Genomic DNA, 15,177 nt, shown 5'->3' with positions numbered 1-15,177 from the left:
GGCCGCCCGGCGGCCGTGCACCCCCTGTCGTCTCCGGGGCGGCCTTCCTCAGTGGGCCCCGCCGCAGCAGCCGCCGTCGGCGCCGCCGCACTGGCAGGGCGCGCCGGACTGGCAGCCGCAGCCGCAGCCCGGGCCGCAGCCGCAGCCGGCCGCGAGGACGGGCAGCAGTTTCGGGGCGGGCGGCTCGACGCCGTGCTGGGCGGGGACCGTTCGGGTCGGGTTGGCCTTCATCGAGCTCTTCCCTCCTAGTGGCGGGCACGCTGCGGTGCCCCACCGTCGAGTGAAGCCGCCGTTCGGAGGAAGCGTCAACGGGCGCGCAGTGGTGGGACGTACGGGTGCCCGTGCATCCACACCACCCCCGCCACAGGTTTACTCACCCGTGTGTACTCACCCGTAGGGGTGAGCGGCGGTCACTACGCCCCGGCAGCCTCCGCCGCCTCGCTGGCGGCCACGAACTCGGCCACGTGCTCGCCCGTCACCAGGTACACCACGCGCTTGGCGACCGACACCGCGTGGTCCGCGAAGCGCTCGTAGTAGCGGCCGACCAGGGTGATGTCGACGGCGGTCTCGATGCCGTGGTGCCAGCGCTCGTCGATCAGGTGCGACAGCAGCTCGCGGTGCAGGGCGTCGATCCGGTCGTCGTCCTGCTCCATCTCCAGGGCCTTGTCGACGTCCTTGGTGGCGATCACCAGGCCGGCCTTGGCCACCAGCCGCTGGGCGAGCTGGCCCATCTCCAGGACGGTGGAGTGCAGGTCGGCGGGGACGGCCGACTCGGGGTAGCGCATCCGCGCGACCTTGGCGACGTGCCGGGCGAGGTCCCCGCAGCGCTCCAGGTCGGCGCTCATCCGCAGCGAGGTGACCACGATGCGCAGGTCGGTCGCGACGGGCTGCTGCCGGGCGAGCAGGTCGATGGCGCGGTTCTCGAGCTCGTGGTGCAGCTCGTTGACCTTCTCGTCGGCGGAGATCACGCTCTCCGCCAGCGCCAGGTCCGCGTCGAGGAGTGCGGTGGTGGCCCGGCCCAGGGCGGAGCCGACCAGCCGGGCCATCTCGACCAGGCTGTCGCCGATCGCATCGAGTTCCTCGTGGTACGCGTCGCGCATGTTCTCTCCTCAGTAGCTGTGTCGGTGGCGGTGCCGACCGGTCAGCCCGTCCGACCGTCGTTCCGACGTCCGGGTGACCGCTGCTGGTGGCGCGAATGGTACGCGCACACCCGAGACCTTGGCCGCCCTTCGACGCACCGGTCTCTCCCACACGGGCTGCATGGCCAACTCTGTGCCGTTCGGGCGACGATGCACGGCCGGTACGGTGAATCAGCAGCTACGTGAAGGTGAATTCTCGGCAACGCATGGTCGATGCCTTGATCCAGCCCTTGGGGACAGGCCTGGCCGTGCGCTTACGCTGGCCACATGGACGTGAATGTGGCCGCTGCCGCTGCCTGTGCCATAGCCGGGCTCGGCGTGGGCCTCACCGCCTCCATCGCCTTCCGCTGGAGCGAGCGCGAGCAGGCCAAGGGCAAGTACACCAGCGGCAAGCAGTACGGCCGGTACCAGGCACTGGGCACCGGCACCCCGGAGACCCCGCTGCCCCCCGGGGTCGACACCGTGCTCTCGGTGCTCCGCTCCTGCGCGATCGTGCTCGGCGAGGGCGACGAGGTGGTCAAGGCCAGCTCGGCCGCCTACGCCATGGGCCTGGTCCGCGGCGGCGCGGTCGCCGTCGACCAGATGCTCGCGCTGGCCCGCGCCACCCGCCGGGACGGCGAGATCCGCCAGGTCGAGCTGGAGGTGCCCCGGCCGGGCGCGGCCCGCGCGGCCGAGCCGCTCGCGGTCTCCGTCCGGGTCGCCCCGCTGGGCTCCCGGCTGGTGCTGGTGCTGGTCGAGGACCAGACCGAGCGCCGCCGGGTGGAGGCCGTCCGCCGGGACTTCGTGGCCAACGTCAGCCATGAGCTCAAGACCCCGGTGGGCGCCCTGTCGCTGCTCTCCGAGGCGGTCGTGGACGCGTCCGACGACCCGGAGGCGGTGCAGCGCTTCGCCGGCCGGATGCAGGTCGAGGCGGCCCGGCTGGCCAGCCTGGTGCAGGAGATCATCGACCTCTCCCGGGTCCAGGACGACCGGCTGATGGTCGACCCGGAGCCGGTCGCGGTGGACGAGCTGATCGCCGAGGCGATCGACCGCTGCCGCCAGCAGGCCGCCGCCAAGCAGATCCTGATCGCGGCCGGCGGCATCGCCGGCCTCTACCTGCACGGCAACCGCGGCCAGCTCGCCGCCGCGCTCGGGAACCTGGTGGAGAACGCCGTCAACTACAGTCCGCCGCGCACCCGGGTGGCCATCGCGACCCGCCGGATCTCCAGCGCCGCCGCGCTCGGCGAGGCGGACGGCGAGCTGATCGAGATCTCCGTCACCGACCAGGGCATCGGGATCTCGGAGAAGGACCGCGAGCGGGTCTTCGAGCGCTTCTACCGGGTCGACCCGGCCCGCTCCCGACAGACCGGCGGCACCGGCCTCGGCCTGTCCATCGTCAAGCACGTCGCCGCCTCGCACGGGGGCACCGTCTCGGTGTGGAGCGTCGAGGGGCAGGGCTCGACCTTCACCGTCCGGCTGCCCGCCGGCCAGGCCCCCACCGCCGACGAGCCCGACCCCGACGACCTGGACGACAGCTTCGACGACGACTTCGCCGGCGACGAGCCCGGCGACCACGGAACCCTCACCGCGGACCGCACCGACCGTGCGGCCCGTTCGCTCCCCGCGGGGGAGCGGGAACAACCCCTGACAAAGACAACCCAGCTTGCCCCGGAGGCCTGATCGTGACCCGAGTACTGGTGGTCGAGGACGAGGAGTCGTTCAGCGACGCCCTCTCGTACATGCTCCGCAAGGAGGGCTTCGAGGTGGCCGTCGCCGCGACCGGCCCCGACGCCCTGGAGCAGTTCGAACGCAACGGCGCCGACCTCGTCCTGCTCGACCTGATGCTGCCGGGCCTGCCGGGCACCGAGGTCTGCCGCCAGCTCCGGGTGCGGTCCAACGTCCCGGTGATCATGGTGACGGCCAAGGACAGCGAGATCGACAAGGTCGTCGGGCTGGAAATAGGTGCGGACGACTACGTCACCAAGCCGTACTCCACCCGTGAGCTGGTCGCCCGGATCCGCGCGGTGCTGCGCCGCCGCGGCGAGGACGGCGGCGCGGGCGACAACGGCGGCGGCCCGGGCGCCCTGGAGGCGGGCCCGGTCCGGATGGACGTGGACCGGCACGTGGTGACGGTGGACGGCGCCAAGGTCGACCTGCCGCTCAAGGAGTTCGACCTGCTGGAGATGCTGCTGCGCAACGCGGGCCGGGTGCTGACCCGGATGCAGCTGATCGACCGGGTCTGGGGCGCGGACTACGTCGGCGACACCAAGACCCTGGACGTCCACGTGAAGCGCCTGCGGGCCAAGATCGAGCCCGACCCGGGCGCGCCGCGCTACCTGGTCACGGTCCGTGGCCTGGGCTACAAGTTCGAGCCGTAGGCCGTAGGCCCGCGACGACGCGTGAAGGCCCCCGCCGGCGACCGCCGGCGGGGGCCTTCGTCACGTCCGGGCGTCCGGGCGGCGGCAGGCGCCGCGCACCCGGGCCGGGACGCGCGGAACCCTCCCGTCGGCCCGGGAGGGGCCGGCGGGAGGGTTCCGCGCACTCCGTCAGTGAGCGGCCGGAGCGGTGGTCGCCGGGGTGCCGCCGGCGACCGGGGTGGTCGGGGCACCGCTGACCGGGGCACCGGTCGACGGGGCGGCCGGAGCGCCCGTCGCGGGGGTACCGGCGGAGGGCGAGGCCGGGGCGCCCGCGGCGGGGGAGGTGCCGTGGGTGGGCACGGCCGCCGGGGTCGGTCCGTAGCCCTTGTACAGGCCCTTGTCCGAGTCCGGGCTCACGCCGGCCTGGGTCTCGACCTTCTGACCGTCCTTGAAGGTGAACGTCGTGGCGGCGTAGCCGCCGACGTGGACGGCGGCGGAGCTGAGCGAGGCGGAGGGGTTGCCCTGACCGCCGATCGCCACCGAGCCGCCCGCCGGGATGACGATGGTGGGCTGCGCGGCGCCCGCGGCGTCCGCGAAGGAGGCGGTGGCGCCGTTGCCGACGGTGATCGACTGCAGCTCGGCCGGGGTGGTGGCCGTGTTGGAGATGTTCACGACCACGTTGGCGGGGCCGGTGTAGTCGCCCGAGGTGCCGACCCCGGTGACGATCACGATGTTGTTCAGTCGAAGGTTCGTCCCAAGGGTCGCCGCCGCGTTGTCCGGCTTGATCTGCAGGGTGTCCGGCGTGTTGCCGGCGGCGCAGGAGGACAGCGAGGCGATGGCGATGGCGGCGATGGCGGCGATGCTGCCGCGTCGAAGGCTGCGGCTCACGGCGGCGGCTACTCCTAGGTCACGTGTCGACAGGTCAGGTCTCAGATTATCGACCTCACTTATGCGCTCCTCACGGGGTGGTCCCCGTGTCGCACTCCAGGGGCCCTGCGGGGGCCGTCCGGCGGTACCTGTGACATGAACGGGTCATCGGAGCCCGCTCTCCCGCGCGCCCGCGGGGACGCCGGGGAGGGCAAGCTTCGACCAAGATCGGATAACGATCCGGTCACGACTCGAAACGGGGTGAAAGCTCAAGATCCAATCATGGTTGCGGGGGTGTTGCGCAAGGGTTTCGTCGGAGCTCGGAACCGCCTCCGACCTGCGGGAAGCCCCTGTCGAACATCGGTCGCAGCACGTCATGGGGGTCCTTGTCAAGCCCCGAGACCGGCCCTGACCTGCGAAAACGCCCTTCGGGTGGGCCGCAAGGCGTGTTATTCTGGAAAGCCACGGAAGGGGTCCTGTCACATGACGTTCAAGGTTGGCGACACGGTGGTCTACCCCCATCACGGGGCCGCGCTGATCGAGGCCATCGAAATTCGCCAGATCAAAGGTGTGGACAAGACCTACCTGGTGCTCAAGGTGCAGCAGGGAGACCTGACGCTCCGCGTGCCCGCCGAGAACGCGGAGTTCGTCGGCGTGCGCGATGTGGTCGGCCAGGAGGGTCTGGACCGGGTCTTCGAGGTGCTCCGCGCACCGTACACCGAAGAGCCGACCAACTGGTCCCGTCGCTACAAGGCGAACCTGGAGAAGCTCGCCTCGGGCGACGTCATCAAGGTCGCCGAGGTCGTGCGCGACCTCTGGCGTCGCGAGCGCGAGCGCGGTCTCTCGGCCGGCGAGAAGCGGATGCTCGCGAAGGCGCGCCAGATCCTCGTCAGCGAGCTCGCGCTGGCGGAGAACACCAACGAGGACAAGGCGGAGACGCTGCTCGACGAGGTGCTCGCCTCGTAGTGCGGTCGGGCTCGCGCCCAACGCCCACAGCGCCCGGTGCCGGCGTGCCGCTCCCAGGACGAACCGTCCCGGGGTGGTGCAGTGGCACTCCGGGCGCTGAGGCGTGTCCGGACGACGCCCCCACCCGAGCCGGTCCCGGCCTGAAAGACCGTTTCTGCGCAGTTGTGCGGCGGGCAGTGGACCAGTGGTTCTTCGGAAGGGGCCCCGCGCCCGCCGGGCACGCCAAGGCCATACCCACTTCTCCGAAGGAGTGAAACCTGAACGCCTCAGCAGCAGTCGCAGCAGCAGTGGTGCCCGCCGCGGGACGCGGTGAGCGGCTGGGGCCCGGCGCCCCGAAGGCCCTGCGGGAACTGGGCGGTGTGCCGCTCCTGGTGCACGCGGTCCGGGCCCTGGCCCGCAGCCGGGCGGTCGGCCTGGTCGTGGTCGCCGCGCCCGCCGACGGGGTGGCCGAGGTGGTCGCCCTGCTGGACAGCCACGGGTTGGACGACAAGGACATCCGGGTGGTGGCCGGCGGCGCGACCCGGCAGGACTCGGTCCGGCTCGGCCTGGCCGCGATCCCGGACGACGTCGGGATCGTCCTGGTGCACGACGCGGCCCGACCGCTCGTCCCGGTCGAGGTGGTGGACGCCGTCGCGGCCGCCGTCCGGGCCGGGGCGCCCGCGGTGGTGCCCGCGGTGCCGCTGGCCGACACGGTGAAGCGGGTCGAGCCGAACCCGGGCGGTGCCGAGCCGGTGCTCGACACGCCCGAGCGGGCCACCCTGCGCGCGGTGCAGACCCCGCAGGGCTTCGACCGGGCCACCCTGGTCGAGGTGCACGCCAAGGCGCTGGCCGAGGAGGCCGCCGGCGGCGCCGACGCCCCGTCCGTCACCGACGACGCCGGACTGGTGGAGCGCTACGGCGGCACGGTCGTCGTGGTGCCGGGCCACGAGGAGGCGTTCAAGGTCACCCGTCCGCTGGACCTCGTGCTCGCCGAGGCCGTACTCGCCCGCCGGAGGGCCGCCGATGCCTACTGAGCCCCTGATCCCCCGGGTGGGGATCGGCACCGACGTGCACGCCTTCGAGGCCGGTCGCCCGCTCTGGGTCGCCGGACTGGAGTGGCCGGAGGCCGAGTTCGGGCTCGCCGGGCACTCGGACGCGGACGTCGCCGCGCACGCCTCCTGCGACGCGCTGTTCTCGGCCGCCGGGATCGGCGACCTGGGCGCCCACTTCGGCACCGACCGCCCGGAGTGGGCCGGCGCCTCCGGGGTGAAGCTGCTCGCCGAGGCGGCCCGGCTGGTCCGTGCGGCGGGCTTCGAGATCGGCAACGTCTCGGTCCAGGTGATCGGCGTCCGGCCGAAGGTCGGCAAGCGGCGGGCCGAGGCGCAGGCCGCGCTGTCCGGTGCGGTCGGCGCGCCGGTCTCGGTCTCCGGCACCACCACCGACGGGCTGGGCCTGACCGGCCGGGCCGAGGGGCTGGCCGCGATCGCCACCGCGGTGGTGTACGAGCGGCGTTGAGCCCGGCCGCGCCGGCCGGCGCCCCGGGGCATCCCGGCCGATGCCTCCGGTCGTCACCGCCGATGCCTCCGGTCGGCCGGGAATAACCGGGAGTTGACGGGTGTTCACGCGAGGTGCAGGGCCCCGAGTCGATAGGGTGCGACCCGGGCCCGGGTGGAGCTCACCCCCGGGTCCGTACCGCACCGCCGCCGACGAGAAGAGGTTTTCGATGAGTGCGCAACTCTCCGACCGCGCCAAGGCGTTGATCGACGGCAAGAGCTTCGCCGTGGTCTCCACGATCCAGCCGGACGGCAGTCCCCAGTCCTCCGTGGTCTGGGTCAAGCGGGACGGCGACGACATCCTGTTCTCCACCGTCGAGGGCCGCCGCAAGCACCTCAACCTGGTGAAGGACCCGCGGGTCTCGATCCTGGTCAACCCGCCGGAGAACCCGTACGAGTACCTGGAGGTGCGCGGTTCGGTCACGCTGACCACGGAGGGCGGCCGGCAGCTGATCGACGAGCTGGCCGCCAAGTACCGGGGCGTGGACGAGTACACCTGGGACGGCCCGGAGGACGTCCGGGTGGTCGTCCGGCTCACCCCGCGCAAGGTGGTCGGCGAGATCTGACCGCGGCGGCGGGCCGCGTTTCCCCGGGGGCGGGTCCGGCCGTTCCCAGGGAAAGCGCTGCCCGTTCCCGGTTAATGTCGCGGGGCACCCCCCGTCGCCCACTACGCTTGACGCTGTGAGCATTCGTCTGTACGACACCAGCACCCGCCAGGTACGCGACTTCGTCCCGCTTGTACCGGGTTGTGTCTCGATCTACCTGTGCGGCGCTACCGTCCAGTCGGCGCCACACATCGGGCACATCCGGTCCGGCCTCAACTTCGACATCATGCAGCGGTGGTTCGCCTACCGCGGCTACCAGGTGACCTTCGTCCGGAACGTCACCGACATCGACGACAAGATCATCGCCAAGGAGCGCGAGCTCGGCACGCCGTGGTGGCAGATCGCCTACGAGAACGAGCGTGCCTTCAACGACGGTTACAGCGCGCTGGGCTGCCTGCCGCCGACCGTCGAGCCGCGGGCCACCGGGCACGTCCCCGAGATGATCGAGATGATGCAGGGGCTCATCGAGAAGGGCCACGCCTACGCGGCCGACGGCAACGTCTACTTCGACGTGAAGTCGTACCCCGGGTACCTCGCGCTCTCCAACCAGAAGCTCGACGACCTCCGCCAGCCCGAGGGCGAGGGCGAGACGGGCAAGCGCGACCAGCGCGACTTCGCGATGTGGAAGGCCGCCAAGCCGGGCGAGCCCAGCTGGGAGACGCCGTGGGGCCGCGGTCGCCCCGGCTGGCACCTGGAGTGCTCGGCGATGGTCCACAAGTACCTGGGCCCGGCCTTCGACATCCACGGCGGCGGGCTGGACCTGGTCTTCCCGCACCACGAGAACGAGATCGCCCAGTCCAAGGCCTACGGCGACGACTTCGCCGCCTTCTGGGTGCACAACGCCTGGGTCACCATGGCGGGCGAGAAGATGAGCAAGTCGCTCGGCAACTCGGTGCTGGTCTCCGAGATGGTCCGCGCCTGGCGGCCGATCGTGCTCCGCTACTACCTGGGCGCCGCGCACTACCGCTCGATGATCGAGTACAGCGAGGAGGCGCTGCGCGAGGCCGAGGCCGGCTTCGGCCGGATCGAGGGCTTCGTCCAGCGGGCCGTGGAGCGCTGCGGCACGGTCGACGCCGCACCGGAGGTGCCGCCGGCCTTCGCCGAGGCGATGGACGACGACTTCGGCGTCCCGCAGGCGCTGGCCGTCGTGCACACCGCCGTCCGCCAGGGCAACAGCGCCCTGAACGCGGACGACAAGGAGAGCGTGGTGGCGCGACTGGCCGAGGTCCGTGCGATGCTCGGTGTACTGGGACTCGACCCGCTCGCCCCGCACTGGGCCGGGACGGAGCGCGGCGAGGACCTCCACGGTGTGGTCGACTCGCTGGTCCGCCTGGTCCTGGACCAGCGGCAGGCGGCGCGTCAGCGCAAGGACTTCGCCACCGCGGACGCCATCCGCGACCAGCTCGGCCTGGCCGGGCTGGTGATCGAGGACACCCCGTCCGGCCCGCGCTGGACGATCAACAGCCAGTAACCCCATCTGACGATCGGGGTGATGGGTGGGCCGTACCGGACCGGTGCGGCCCTCCCGCATGACGTAGCGCATGCCGTAGGCCGTCGCCGCACCGAGCGGGGCGGCCGGGCATGCCGGACAGACAGGAAGTACAGCCATGGCCGGCAACAGCCAGCGCAGGAACCGCCGCAACCCCGGATCGAAGAAGGGCGCGTCTGTCGGTACCGGCGGGCACAGCCGGAGGGCGCTGGAGGGCAAGGGCCCGACCCCGCCCGGCGCGGAGCGCAAGGGCCACCCCAAGCAGCGGGCCGCCAACGCCGCCCTCAAGCGCGAGCGGGACGCCAAGGCCCGGGCCGGCATGCGCCGGGCCGGTGCCGGCGGTCGCGGCGGCCGCGGCGGCGCGGGCAGCGCCGAGCTGGTCTTCGGCCGCAACTCGGTGGTCGAGGCCCTCCAGGGTGACGTCCCGGCCAACGCGCTGTACGTCCAGCAGTTCATCGACACCGACGACCGGGTCCGGGACGCCTTCCAGGCCGCCAACGACCGCGGCATCCCGCTGATGGAGGCCCCGCGCCCGCAGCTGGACCAGATGACCGGCGGGATGAACCACCAGGGCCTGGTGCTCCAGGTCCCGCCGTACGAGTACGCGCACCCCGACGACCTGCTGGTCGAGGCCAACGACGCCGGCCAGGACGCGCTGATCATCGCGCTCGACGGCGTCACCGACTCGCGCAACCTGGGTGCCGTGGTCCGCTCCGCCGCCGCCTTCGGCGCGCACGGCGTGGTCATCCCCGAGCGCCGCGCGGCCGGCATGACCGCCGGTGCCTGGAAGACCTCCTCCGGCGCCGCCGCCCGGCTGCCCGTCGCCCGGGCCACCAACATGACCCGCACCCTGGAGGCCTACCAGAAGGCCGGCCTGATGGTGGTCGGCCTGGCCGCCGACGGCGAGGCCGAGATCGGCGACCTGGAGCTGCTGACCGGCCCCGTGGTGATCGTCGCGGGCAGCGAGGGCAAGGGCCTGTCCCGGCTGGTCTCGGAGACCTGCGACATGCGGGTCCGGATCCCGATGAGCGGCCTGACCGAGTCGCTGAACGCCGGCGTCGCGGCGGGCATCGTGCTGTACGAGGCCGCGCGACTGCGCGCCAAGCGCTGAGCACACCGGGTGTCGCGGCCGCAGCAGATCTTCTGAATTCTCCGCGATCCGAGTGAAAAGCGATCGGGCCCGACCGGGTCCGATCGCTTTTCTCATGATCACTTCAAGTATGCGCCGGACATCCACCCGAGAGAGTGTCCTAAGCGGCCGTCACCCGGTTAGACGGGCGTGGACGTGGACACCAGAACACCTCGGCGCCCCCTGTTCGGCGGCGGCAGCACCGGGATAGACGCAGGCTCGGGCCCCGGGCTCGACACCGTCAAGGTGCCGTCGGACCCCGCGCGCCTCAGCAACACCCAGGCGAGCTTCCGGCTCAGGCTCGGCACCCCGGTGGCGCCGCTGATCGAGGCCCCGGCCGGACTGCTGTCCACCGGTGCCGCCTTCGGCGACCCCTATGCCAACCAGGGCCTGATCCGCCGTCCGCTGGTCACCCCGCAGGTCGTCGTGCCCGCCTCGGCCGTCCCGGCGCTGGCCGGTGCGGCCGCCGGGGGAGCACCGCGCCGCAAGGGCCGGGTCACCGCCGTCACCTGGACCGGCCAGGCCGCCCCCGGCGACCTCGCGGCCACCCGGCTGCTGGAAGCGGTGCGGACCGGCGGCGCCCCCGGCGGCGTCGACCTCGACGAGAGCGACACCCAGGTGCTGCCGGCCTACGCTGGCTCCCGGACCGTCCCCCGCCAGCCGCGCGAGGGCGCCGGCACCGCCACCGACGCCGGCGTCGGCCCGGTCGGCGAGCCGCACGGCTGGACCCCCAGCGGCGACCTGCCCGAGGTCTCCGCCGCCGAGGCGGAGGGCAAGCAGCCCTGGTACCCCGGCCGCCGGGTCGACCTCGGCCTGGTGCTGCTGCCGCTGCGCGCCGTGCTCGGCTCGCTCTCCGTCTACGCCGGGTTCAGCAAGCTCTGCGACCCGGTGTACTTCGACGGCGGCGAGCGCGGCTCGATGATGCGCTGGCTCTCCTCGCTGCACCCGTGGAAGGTCGCCGAGCCGCTGCTCGCCTTCGCGATGGCCCACCCGGTCGGGTCCGGCCTGGTGGTGTCGTTCACCGAGATCGTGGTCGGCGTGCTGACCGTCCTCGGCCTGTGGCAGCGGCTCGCCGCCGGGGCGGCCATGCTGCTCTCCGCCGCGCTGCTGTTCACCGTCAGCTGGCGGGCCGTCCCGGTCTACGACACCCCCGACCTGATCTTCCTCGCGGCCTGGAGCCCGCTGCTGATCGCCGGGGCGCCCTTCGCCTCGCTCGACGGGCGGCTCAACCTGGAGGCCTGGCGCCGGATCGGTGCGGGCGCGCCGGGAGCGCTCCGCCGCCGGGTGCTGCGCCGCGGCGCGGTGGTCACCACCGTCGTGGTCGGCCTGACCCTGCTGCTCGGCTCGATGCTCGGCGCGGCCGTCCGCACCGGCGCCCGGCAGCAGGCGCCCGGCCGCCCGGCGACCGACTTCGGCACCCCGGTCTGGCCGTCGGGCAGCCCCTCCGGCGCCCCCGCCGGCCAGGGCACGTCCACCCCGCCGCCGGCGGTCGCCCCGCACCCGGCCACCCCGACGCCGAGCGCGGGCGCGCCCTCCGGGGCCCCGGCCGCCAAGCCGTCCGGGGCCGCGCCCAGCGGCAAGCACTCCGGCAAGGCCGAGGCCGGCGGAACCACCCCGGCCCCGGCCGCCCCGGCCGCCGGGCCCGGCTCCGCGCCCGCCCAGCGCACCCCGGCCCCCGGCAGCGGCTCGGGCCCGGCGGCCAAGCCCAGCCCGAGCGGTGGCTCGGGGCTGCTCGGCGGGGTGCTCGGCAGCGGGCCGGTGCTCGGCAGCGGACCGCTGTCCGACCTGTCCGGCGGGCAGTCCTCCCGTCCGGGGACGCCGACGGCCACCTGAGGCCACCGGACGCGCTACGGCCGGGTGCTCCGTGGGGGAGCACCCGGCCGTGGTGTTCGTGCGTACGGGGTCGGGTGGGGGCTCGGCCGCGGTCAGGCGGAGCTGTCGCGGTAGGCGGCGAGCTCCTTGGCCGCCTCGGTGAGGTCCTTCGCGGTGTCGATGGCCCGCCAGTACACGCCCTGCGGCAGCTGGTAGCCGGCCAGCCGCTTGCTGCGGGCGAGTTGGGGGAACGTGGTGCGCTCGTGGTCGCCCACGTCCGGCAGCAGCTCCGCGAACTCGGGGCTGAACACGTACAGGCCCGCGTTGATCAGGAACGGCGAGGGCGGGGCCTCGATGAAGTCCAGCACGTTGCCGAACTGGTCGGTCTCCACGGCGCCCCAGGGGATCCGCGGCCGGGCCAGGGCGAGCGTCGCGACGGCGTCGCGCTCGTGGTGGAAGGCCGCCATGTCGCGCAGGCTGAAGCGGGTCCAGATGTCCCCGTTGGTGGCGTACCAGGGCTCGTCCGGGCGGGGCAGCGCCTTCGCCGCGTACTTCAGGCCGCCGCCGCGGCCGAGCGGCTCGGCCTCGACCACCGTGCGGACCCGCAGCGGCAGTTCGGCCTTGTCGAGCCACTCCTCCAGCACGTCGGCGAGGTGGCCGCAGGACACCACGACGTCGGTGACGCCCTCGGCGGCCAGCCAGGCCAGCTGGTGGCCGAGGATCGGCGTGCCCGTCCCCGGGATCTCGACCAGCGGCTTGGGGCGGTCGTCCGTGTAGGGGCGCAGCCGGGAGCCCTGGCCGCCGGCCAGGATCACGGCCTGGGTGACGGGCGTCGTGGTCGGCCGGGGCGGCTGGGACTGCGGGGACGCGGGGTCGGCGGTGGGGCCGGAGTCAGCGGTCATGCCTGAACAATAGGGCGCCCGAAGGGGGTTGAGCGCTCACTCCGGTGCGGACCGCCGGTCGCGGCGCTGCCCGTCGACGTCGGTGGTCGCGGTGGCGTCGTGGGTCGCGGTGGCGTCGTGGGTCGCGGTCGCGGTGGCGTCCGTCAGCCGACGACGCCGGCCGCGAAGGCGCCGTCGCAGACCGGACGGGCGAAGGACCGGGCCCGCTGCACGTCGCCCTGGTACTTGCGGACCGCGGCCTTGCCCAACTCGGTGGCCAGCGAGGTGCAGTACGGGGTCAGCGACGGCTGCTCGCGCATCGAGCGCTCCAGCAGGTCCAGCGCGGCCGACGGGTTCTTGGCGCGCAGCTCGTCCAGCAGCGCGACCCGCAGGGAGTCCTGCGGGGCGAGCCCGTCCGTCCTGGTGGTGGCCGTGGCGGAGCGTCCGATGCCGGCGCCGTCGCCGCTGGACGCCGCGACGACCTGCTGGTCGAGCGCGGTCGGTGGAGCCCACGGGACCCGGGTCACGGCGAGGGTGCCGGTGGTCACCAGGACGACCGGCAGGGTCAGGGCGAAGGTCTGGCCGATACGGCGCACAAGCTGCTTCACCCTCAGGAGAGTAGCGGTGGGTGCGGGCAGGATCGCCCTCCGTCACGCCATTGAGTGACACGGTGTCCGGGTTCGTCCCTGCGCCGTGTTGACGCGGGGGTGTACGGACGGAGCCCGCCGGACCGGGGAGGGTCCGACGGGCTCCGTGCGACGGCTCGTGAGCCGGGGGTTCTCGGTGGGCTTCCAGCAGCTCTCAGCAGCGCTCGGCAGCTCCTGGCAGCTCTCAGCGGCTCTCAGCGGCCGAGGCGGACCCCGGTGCCGGTGGAGAAGACGTGGGTCTCCTCGGCGGTCGGCACGACGTGGATGGTCTCGCCGCGGGCCGGGATCTGGCGGCCGGGCACCCGAACGACGAGGTCCTTGTCCACGCCGCCGATCTGGGTGGTGCCGTAGACGAAGCCGTCCGAGCCGAGCTCCTCGACCACGTTCACGGTCACCGCGACGCCCTCGATGCCGCCGGCCGGGACGATCTGGAAGTGCTCGGGGCGGATGCCGACGGTCACCGTCTTGTCGGTGAGGGCGCCGGCCAGGTCCTCGCGGGAGATGTTGACCACCGAGCCGCCGAACTTCACCCCGCCGTCCACCAACGGCACCTCGACCAGGTTCATGGCCGGCGAACCGATGAAGCCGGCCACGAACAGGTTGGCGGGCTTGTCGTACATGTTGCGCGGGGTGTCGACCTGCTGCAGCAGGCCGTCCTTCAGCACCGCGACCCGGTCGCCCATGGTGAGCGCCTCGGTCTGGTCGTGGGTGACGTACACGGTGGTGATGCCCAGGCGGCGCTGCAGGCCGGCGATCTGGGTACGGGTCGAGACGCGGAGCTTCGCGTCCAGGTTCGACAGCGGCTCGTCCATCAGGAAGACCTGCGGCTGGCGGACGATCGCCCGGCCCATCGCGACGCGCTGGCGCTGGCCGCCGGAGAGCGCCTTCGGCTTGCGGTCGAGGTACTCGGTGAGGTCGAGGATCTTCGCCGCTTCCTCGACCTTGGTGCGGATGTCCGCCTTGTTCACGCCGGCGATCTTGAGCGCGAAGCCCATGTTCTCGGCGACGGTCATGTGCGGGTACAGCGCGTAGTTCTGGAACACCATCGCGATGTCCCGGTCCTTCGGCGGCAGGTGGGTGACGTCCCGGTCGCCGATCCGGATCGCGCCGCTGTTGACGTCCTCCAGACCCGCCAGCATGCGCAGGCTGGTCGACTTGCCGCAGCCGGACGGACCGACCAGCACCAGGAACTCGCCGTCGGCGATCTCCAGGTCCAGCGCGTCCACCGAGGGCTTGGTCGCCCCGGGGTAGACACGGGTCGCCTTGTCGTACGTGACAGAAGCCATCGTCGTTCTTCTCCTTCACCGGCAGGAACGTGCCGGACGATCCGAGTAAAGGGGGTGTGTGCGTGCGTCCCCGCCGGCCCGCCAGTGGTCTGAACCACTGCCCGAACCGACTCCCGGCGACGCTACCTGCGCTTCCGCCGCTTGTCAGCCCCCCTCCGCCCCGATTTCCGCATCGGTTCCATCACGCCCGCCCCGCCCGACCCGCCCCCGCCCCACCCCGTCAACCCCTGGATATCCCCCCACCCCGTCACCCCGGCCCGGTAGACTGCCCCCCGGTGCCGCCGTGATCCTTCGCGGACGGTCACCGTGCCTCCTTAGCTCAGCTGGCCAGAGCACCGCTCTTGTAAAGCGGGGGTCGTCGGTTCGAACCCGACAGGGGGCTCAGCTTCCGGCTCCGGTCAAGGGGTCGAAGAACGCGGAAAGCCCCGGGCCGGTCACGGCTCGGGGCTTTCTGGTGATCCGGTTGTGTCCGGGGACGGCCGCGAATG

15 protein-coding genes and 1 tRNA gene are annotated in these 15,177 nt (G+C 72.9%); 10 read left to right on the top strand and 6 right to left on the bottom strand.

Going from position 1 to position 15,177, the window contains the following annotated elements; all coding sequences use genetic code 11:
• Positions 1 to 48 precede the first annotated feature (48 nt).
• A complete protein-coding gene (locus tag AB0O91_RS38865) occupies positions 49 to 231 on the bottom strand; it encodes a hypothetical protein (RefSeq protein ID WP_363443509.1) in 183 nt (60 codons plus the stop codon).
• Positions 232 to 413: 182 nt separating this feature from the next.
• Positions 414 to 1,100 carry a phosphate signaling complex protein PhoU gene (phoU, locus tag AB0O91_RS38860; protein WP_363443507.1) on the bottom strand — a complete coding sequence of 229 codons (687 nt, stop codon included), beginning with the start codon at positions 1,098 to 1,100 and terminating at the stop codon, positions 414 to 416.
• A gap of 306 nt (positions 1,101 to 1,406) precedes the next feature.
• Here phoU and AB0O91_RS38855 point away from each other — a divergent pair, with 306 nt between their 5' ends.
• The gene (locus AB0O91_RS38855) at positions 1,407 to 2,798 is read left to right on the top strand and encodes an ATP-binding protein (RefSeq protein WP_363443505.1); all 1,392 of its coding nucleotides are present in this window, start codon (positions 1,407 to 1,409) and stop codon (positions 2,796 to 2,798) included.
• Between the two features lie 2 nt (positions 2,799 to 2,800).
• Positions 2,801 to 3,496, top strand: coding sequence for a response regulator transcription factor (locus tag AB0O91_RS38850; protein ID WP_031069385.1), 696 nt, complete (start codon positions 2,801 to 2,803; stop codon positions 3,494 to 3,496).
• A gap of 168 nt (positions 3,497 to 3,664) precedes the next feature.
• On the opposite strand, the gene AB0O91_RS38845 is transcribed toward AB0O91_RS38850, so the two are convergent.
• On the bottom strand, positions 3,665 to 4,363 hold the full coding sequence (locus AB0O91_RS38845; RefSeq protein ID WP_363443503.1) for a DUF461 domain-containing protein: 699 nt from the start codon (positions 4,361 to 4,363) through the stop codon (positions 3,665 to 3,667).
• A gap of 462 nt (positions 4,364 to 4,825) precedes the next feature.
• Between AB0O91_RS38845 and AB0O91_RS38840 the strand changes: the two genes are divergently transcribed.
• The 7 genes from AB0O91_RS38840 to AB0O91_RS38810 all read left to right on the top strand — a co-directional run bounded on the left by AB0O91_RS38840 (position 4,826) and on the right by AB0O91_RS38810 (position 11,896).
• Positions 4,826 to 5,308 carry a CarD family transcriptional regulator gene (locus AB0O91_RS38840; protein ID WP_030244332.1) on the top strand — a complete coding sequence of 161 codons (483 nt, stop codon included), beginning with the start codon at positions 4,826 to 4,828 and terminating at the stop codon, positions 5,306 to 5,308.
• Between the two features lie 257 nt (positions 5,309 to 5,565).
• Positions 5,566 to 6,321 (top strand): 2-C-methyl-D-erythritol 4-phosphate cytidylyltransferase, encoded by a 756-nt coding sequence (gene ispD / locus AB0O91_RS38835; protein WP_363443513.1) that lies wholly within the window; start codon positions 5,566 to 5,568, stop codon positions 6,319 to 6,321.
• Positions 6,311 to 6,802 carry a 2-C-methyl-D-erythritol 2,4-cyclodiphosphate synthase gene (gene ispF / locus AB0O91_RS38830; protein WP_363443501.1) on the top strand — a complete coding sequence of 164 codons (492 nt, stop codon included), beginning with the start codon at positions 6,311 to 6,313 and terminating at the stop codon, positions 6,800 to 6,802. Before ispD ends, ispF begins: the two co-directional genes overlap by 11 nt.
• A gap of 208 nt (positions 6,803 to 7,010) precedes the next feature.
• On the top strand, positions 7,011 to 7,406 hold the full coding sequence (locus AB0O91_RS38825; protein WP_363443499.1) for a PPOX class F420-dependent oxidoreductase: 396 nt from the start codon (positions 7,011 to 7,013) through the stop codon (positions 7,404 to 7,406).
• Between the two features lie 115 nt (positions 7,407 to 7,521).
• Positions 7,522 to 8,916 carry a cysteine--tRNA ligase gene (cysS, locus tag AB0O91_RS38820; protein WP_363443497.1) on the top strand — a complete coding sequence of 465 codons (1,395 nt, stop codon included), beginning with the start codon at positions 7,522 to 7,524 and terminating at the stop codon, positions 8,914 to 8,916.
• Between the two features lie 136 nt (positions 8,917 to 9,052).
• Positions 9,053 to 10,045, top strand: a complete 993-nt coding sequence (gene rlmB, locus AB0O91_RS38815) for a 23S rRNA (guanosine(2251)-2'-O)-methyltransferase RlmB (protein ID WP_363443495.1) — start codon at positions 9,053 to 9,055, stop codon at positions 10,043 to 10,045.
• 264 nt (positions 10,046 to 10,309) lie between these two features.
• Positions 10,310 to 11,896, top strand: coding sequence for a DoxX family membrane protein (locus AB0O91_RS38810; protein ID WP_363443493.1), 1,587 nt, complete (start codon positions 10,310 to 10,312; stop codon positions 11,894 to 11,896).
• A gap of 92 nt (positions 11,897 to 11,988) precedes the next feature.
• Here AB0O91_RS38810 and AB0O91_RS38805 read toward each other — a convergent pair whose 3' ends face one another.
• From AB0O91_RS38805 to ugpC, 3 genes are all read right to left on the bottom strand, one after another.
• Positions 11,989 to 12,777 (bottom strand): nucleotidyltransferase family protein, encoded by a 789-nt coding sequence (locus AB0O91_RS38805; RefSeq protein ID WP_363443491.1) that lies wholly within the window; start codon positions 12,775 to 12,777, stop codon positions 11,989 to 11,991.
• Positions 12,778 to 12,920: 143 nt separating this feature from the next.
• Entirely contained in the window at positions 12,921 to 13,364 is a 444-nt protein-coding gene (locus tag AB0O91_RS38800) for a hypothetical protein (RefSeq protein ID WP_363443489.1), read from the bottom strand.
• A gap of 233 nt (positions 13,365 to 13,597) precedes the next feature.
• Entirely contained in the window at positions 13,598 to 14,689 is a 1,092-nt protein-coding gene (gene ugpC, locus AB0O91_RS38795; protein WP_363443487.1) for a sn-glycerol-3-phosphate ABC transporter ATP-binding protein UgpC, read from the bottom strand.
• A gap of 308 nt (positions 14,690 to 14,997) precedes the next feature.
• Between ugpC and AB0O91_RS38790 the strand changes: the two genes are divergently transcribed.
• Positions 14,998 to 15,071 (top strand) — tRNA-Thr (locus tag AB0O91_RS38790).
• The last annotated feature ends 106 nt before the right edge of the window (positions 15,072 to 15,177 follow it).

Source organism: Kitasatospora sp. NPDC089797, assembly GCF_040684795.1.
Lineage (GTDB): Bacteria > Actinomycetota > Actinomycetes > Streptomycetales > Streptomycetaceae > Kitasatospora.
This window is presented reverse-complemented; position numbering and strand designations above follow the sequence as displayed.

What these genes read in the sequence shown, in the direction of transcription:
- ispF (WP_363443501.1), top strand. Translation starts at nt 6,311, where the DNA reads ATGCCTACTGAGCCCCTGATCCCCCGGGTGGGGATCGGCACCGACGTG.
- AB0O91_RS38840 (WP_030244332.1), top strand. Translation starts at nt 4,826, where the DNA reads ATGACGTTCAAGGTTGGCGACACGGTGGTCTACCCCCATCACGGGGCC.
- rlmB (WP_363443495.1), top strand. Translation starts at nt 9,053, where the DNA reads ATGGCCGGCAACAGCCAGCGCAGGAACCGCCGCAACCCCGGATCGAAG.
- AB0O91_RS38855 (WP_363443505.1), top strand. Translation starts at nt 1,407, where the DNA reads ATGGACGTGAATGTGGCCGCTGCCGCTGCCTGTGCCATAGCCGGGCTC.
- phoU (WP_363443507.1), bottom strand. Translation starts at nt 1,100, where the DNA reads ATGCGCGACGCGTACCACGAGGAACTCGATGCGATCGGCGACAGCCTG.
- AB0O91_RS38825 (WP_363443499.1), top strand. Translation starts at nt 7,011, where the DNA reads ATGAGTGCGCAACTCTCCGACCGCGCCAAGGCGTTGATCGACGGCAAG.
- AB0O91_RS38805 (WP_363443491.1), bottom strand. Translation starts at nt 12,777, where the DNA reads ATGACCGCTGACTCCGGCCCCACCGCCGACCCCGCGTCCCCGCAGTCC.
- AB0O91_RS38865 (WP_363443509.1), bottom strand. Translation starts at nt 231, where the DNA reads ATGAAGGCCAACCCGACCCGAACGGTCCCCGCCCAGCACGGCGTCGAG.
- ugpC (WP_363443487.1), bottom strand. Translation starts at nt 14,689, where the DNA reads ATGGCTTCTGTCACGTACGACAAGGCGACCCGTGTCTACCCCGGGGCG.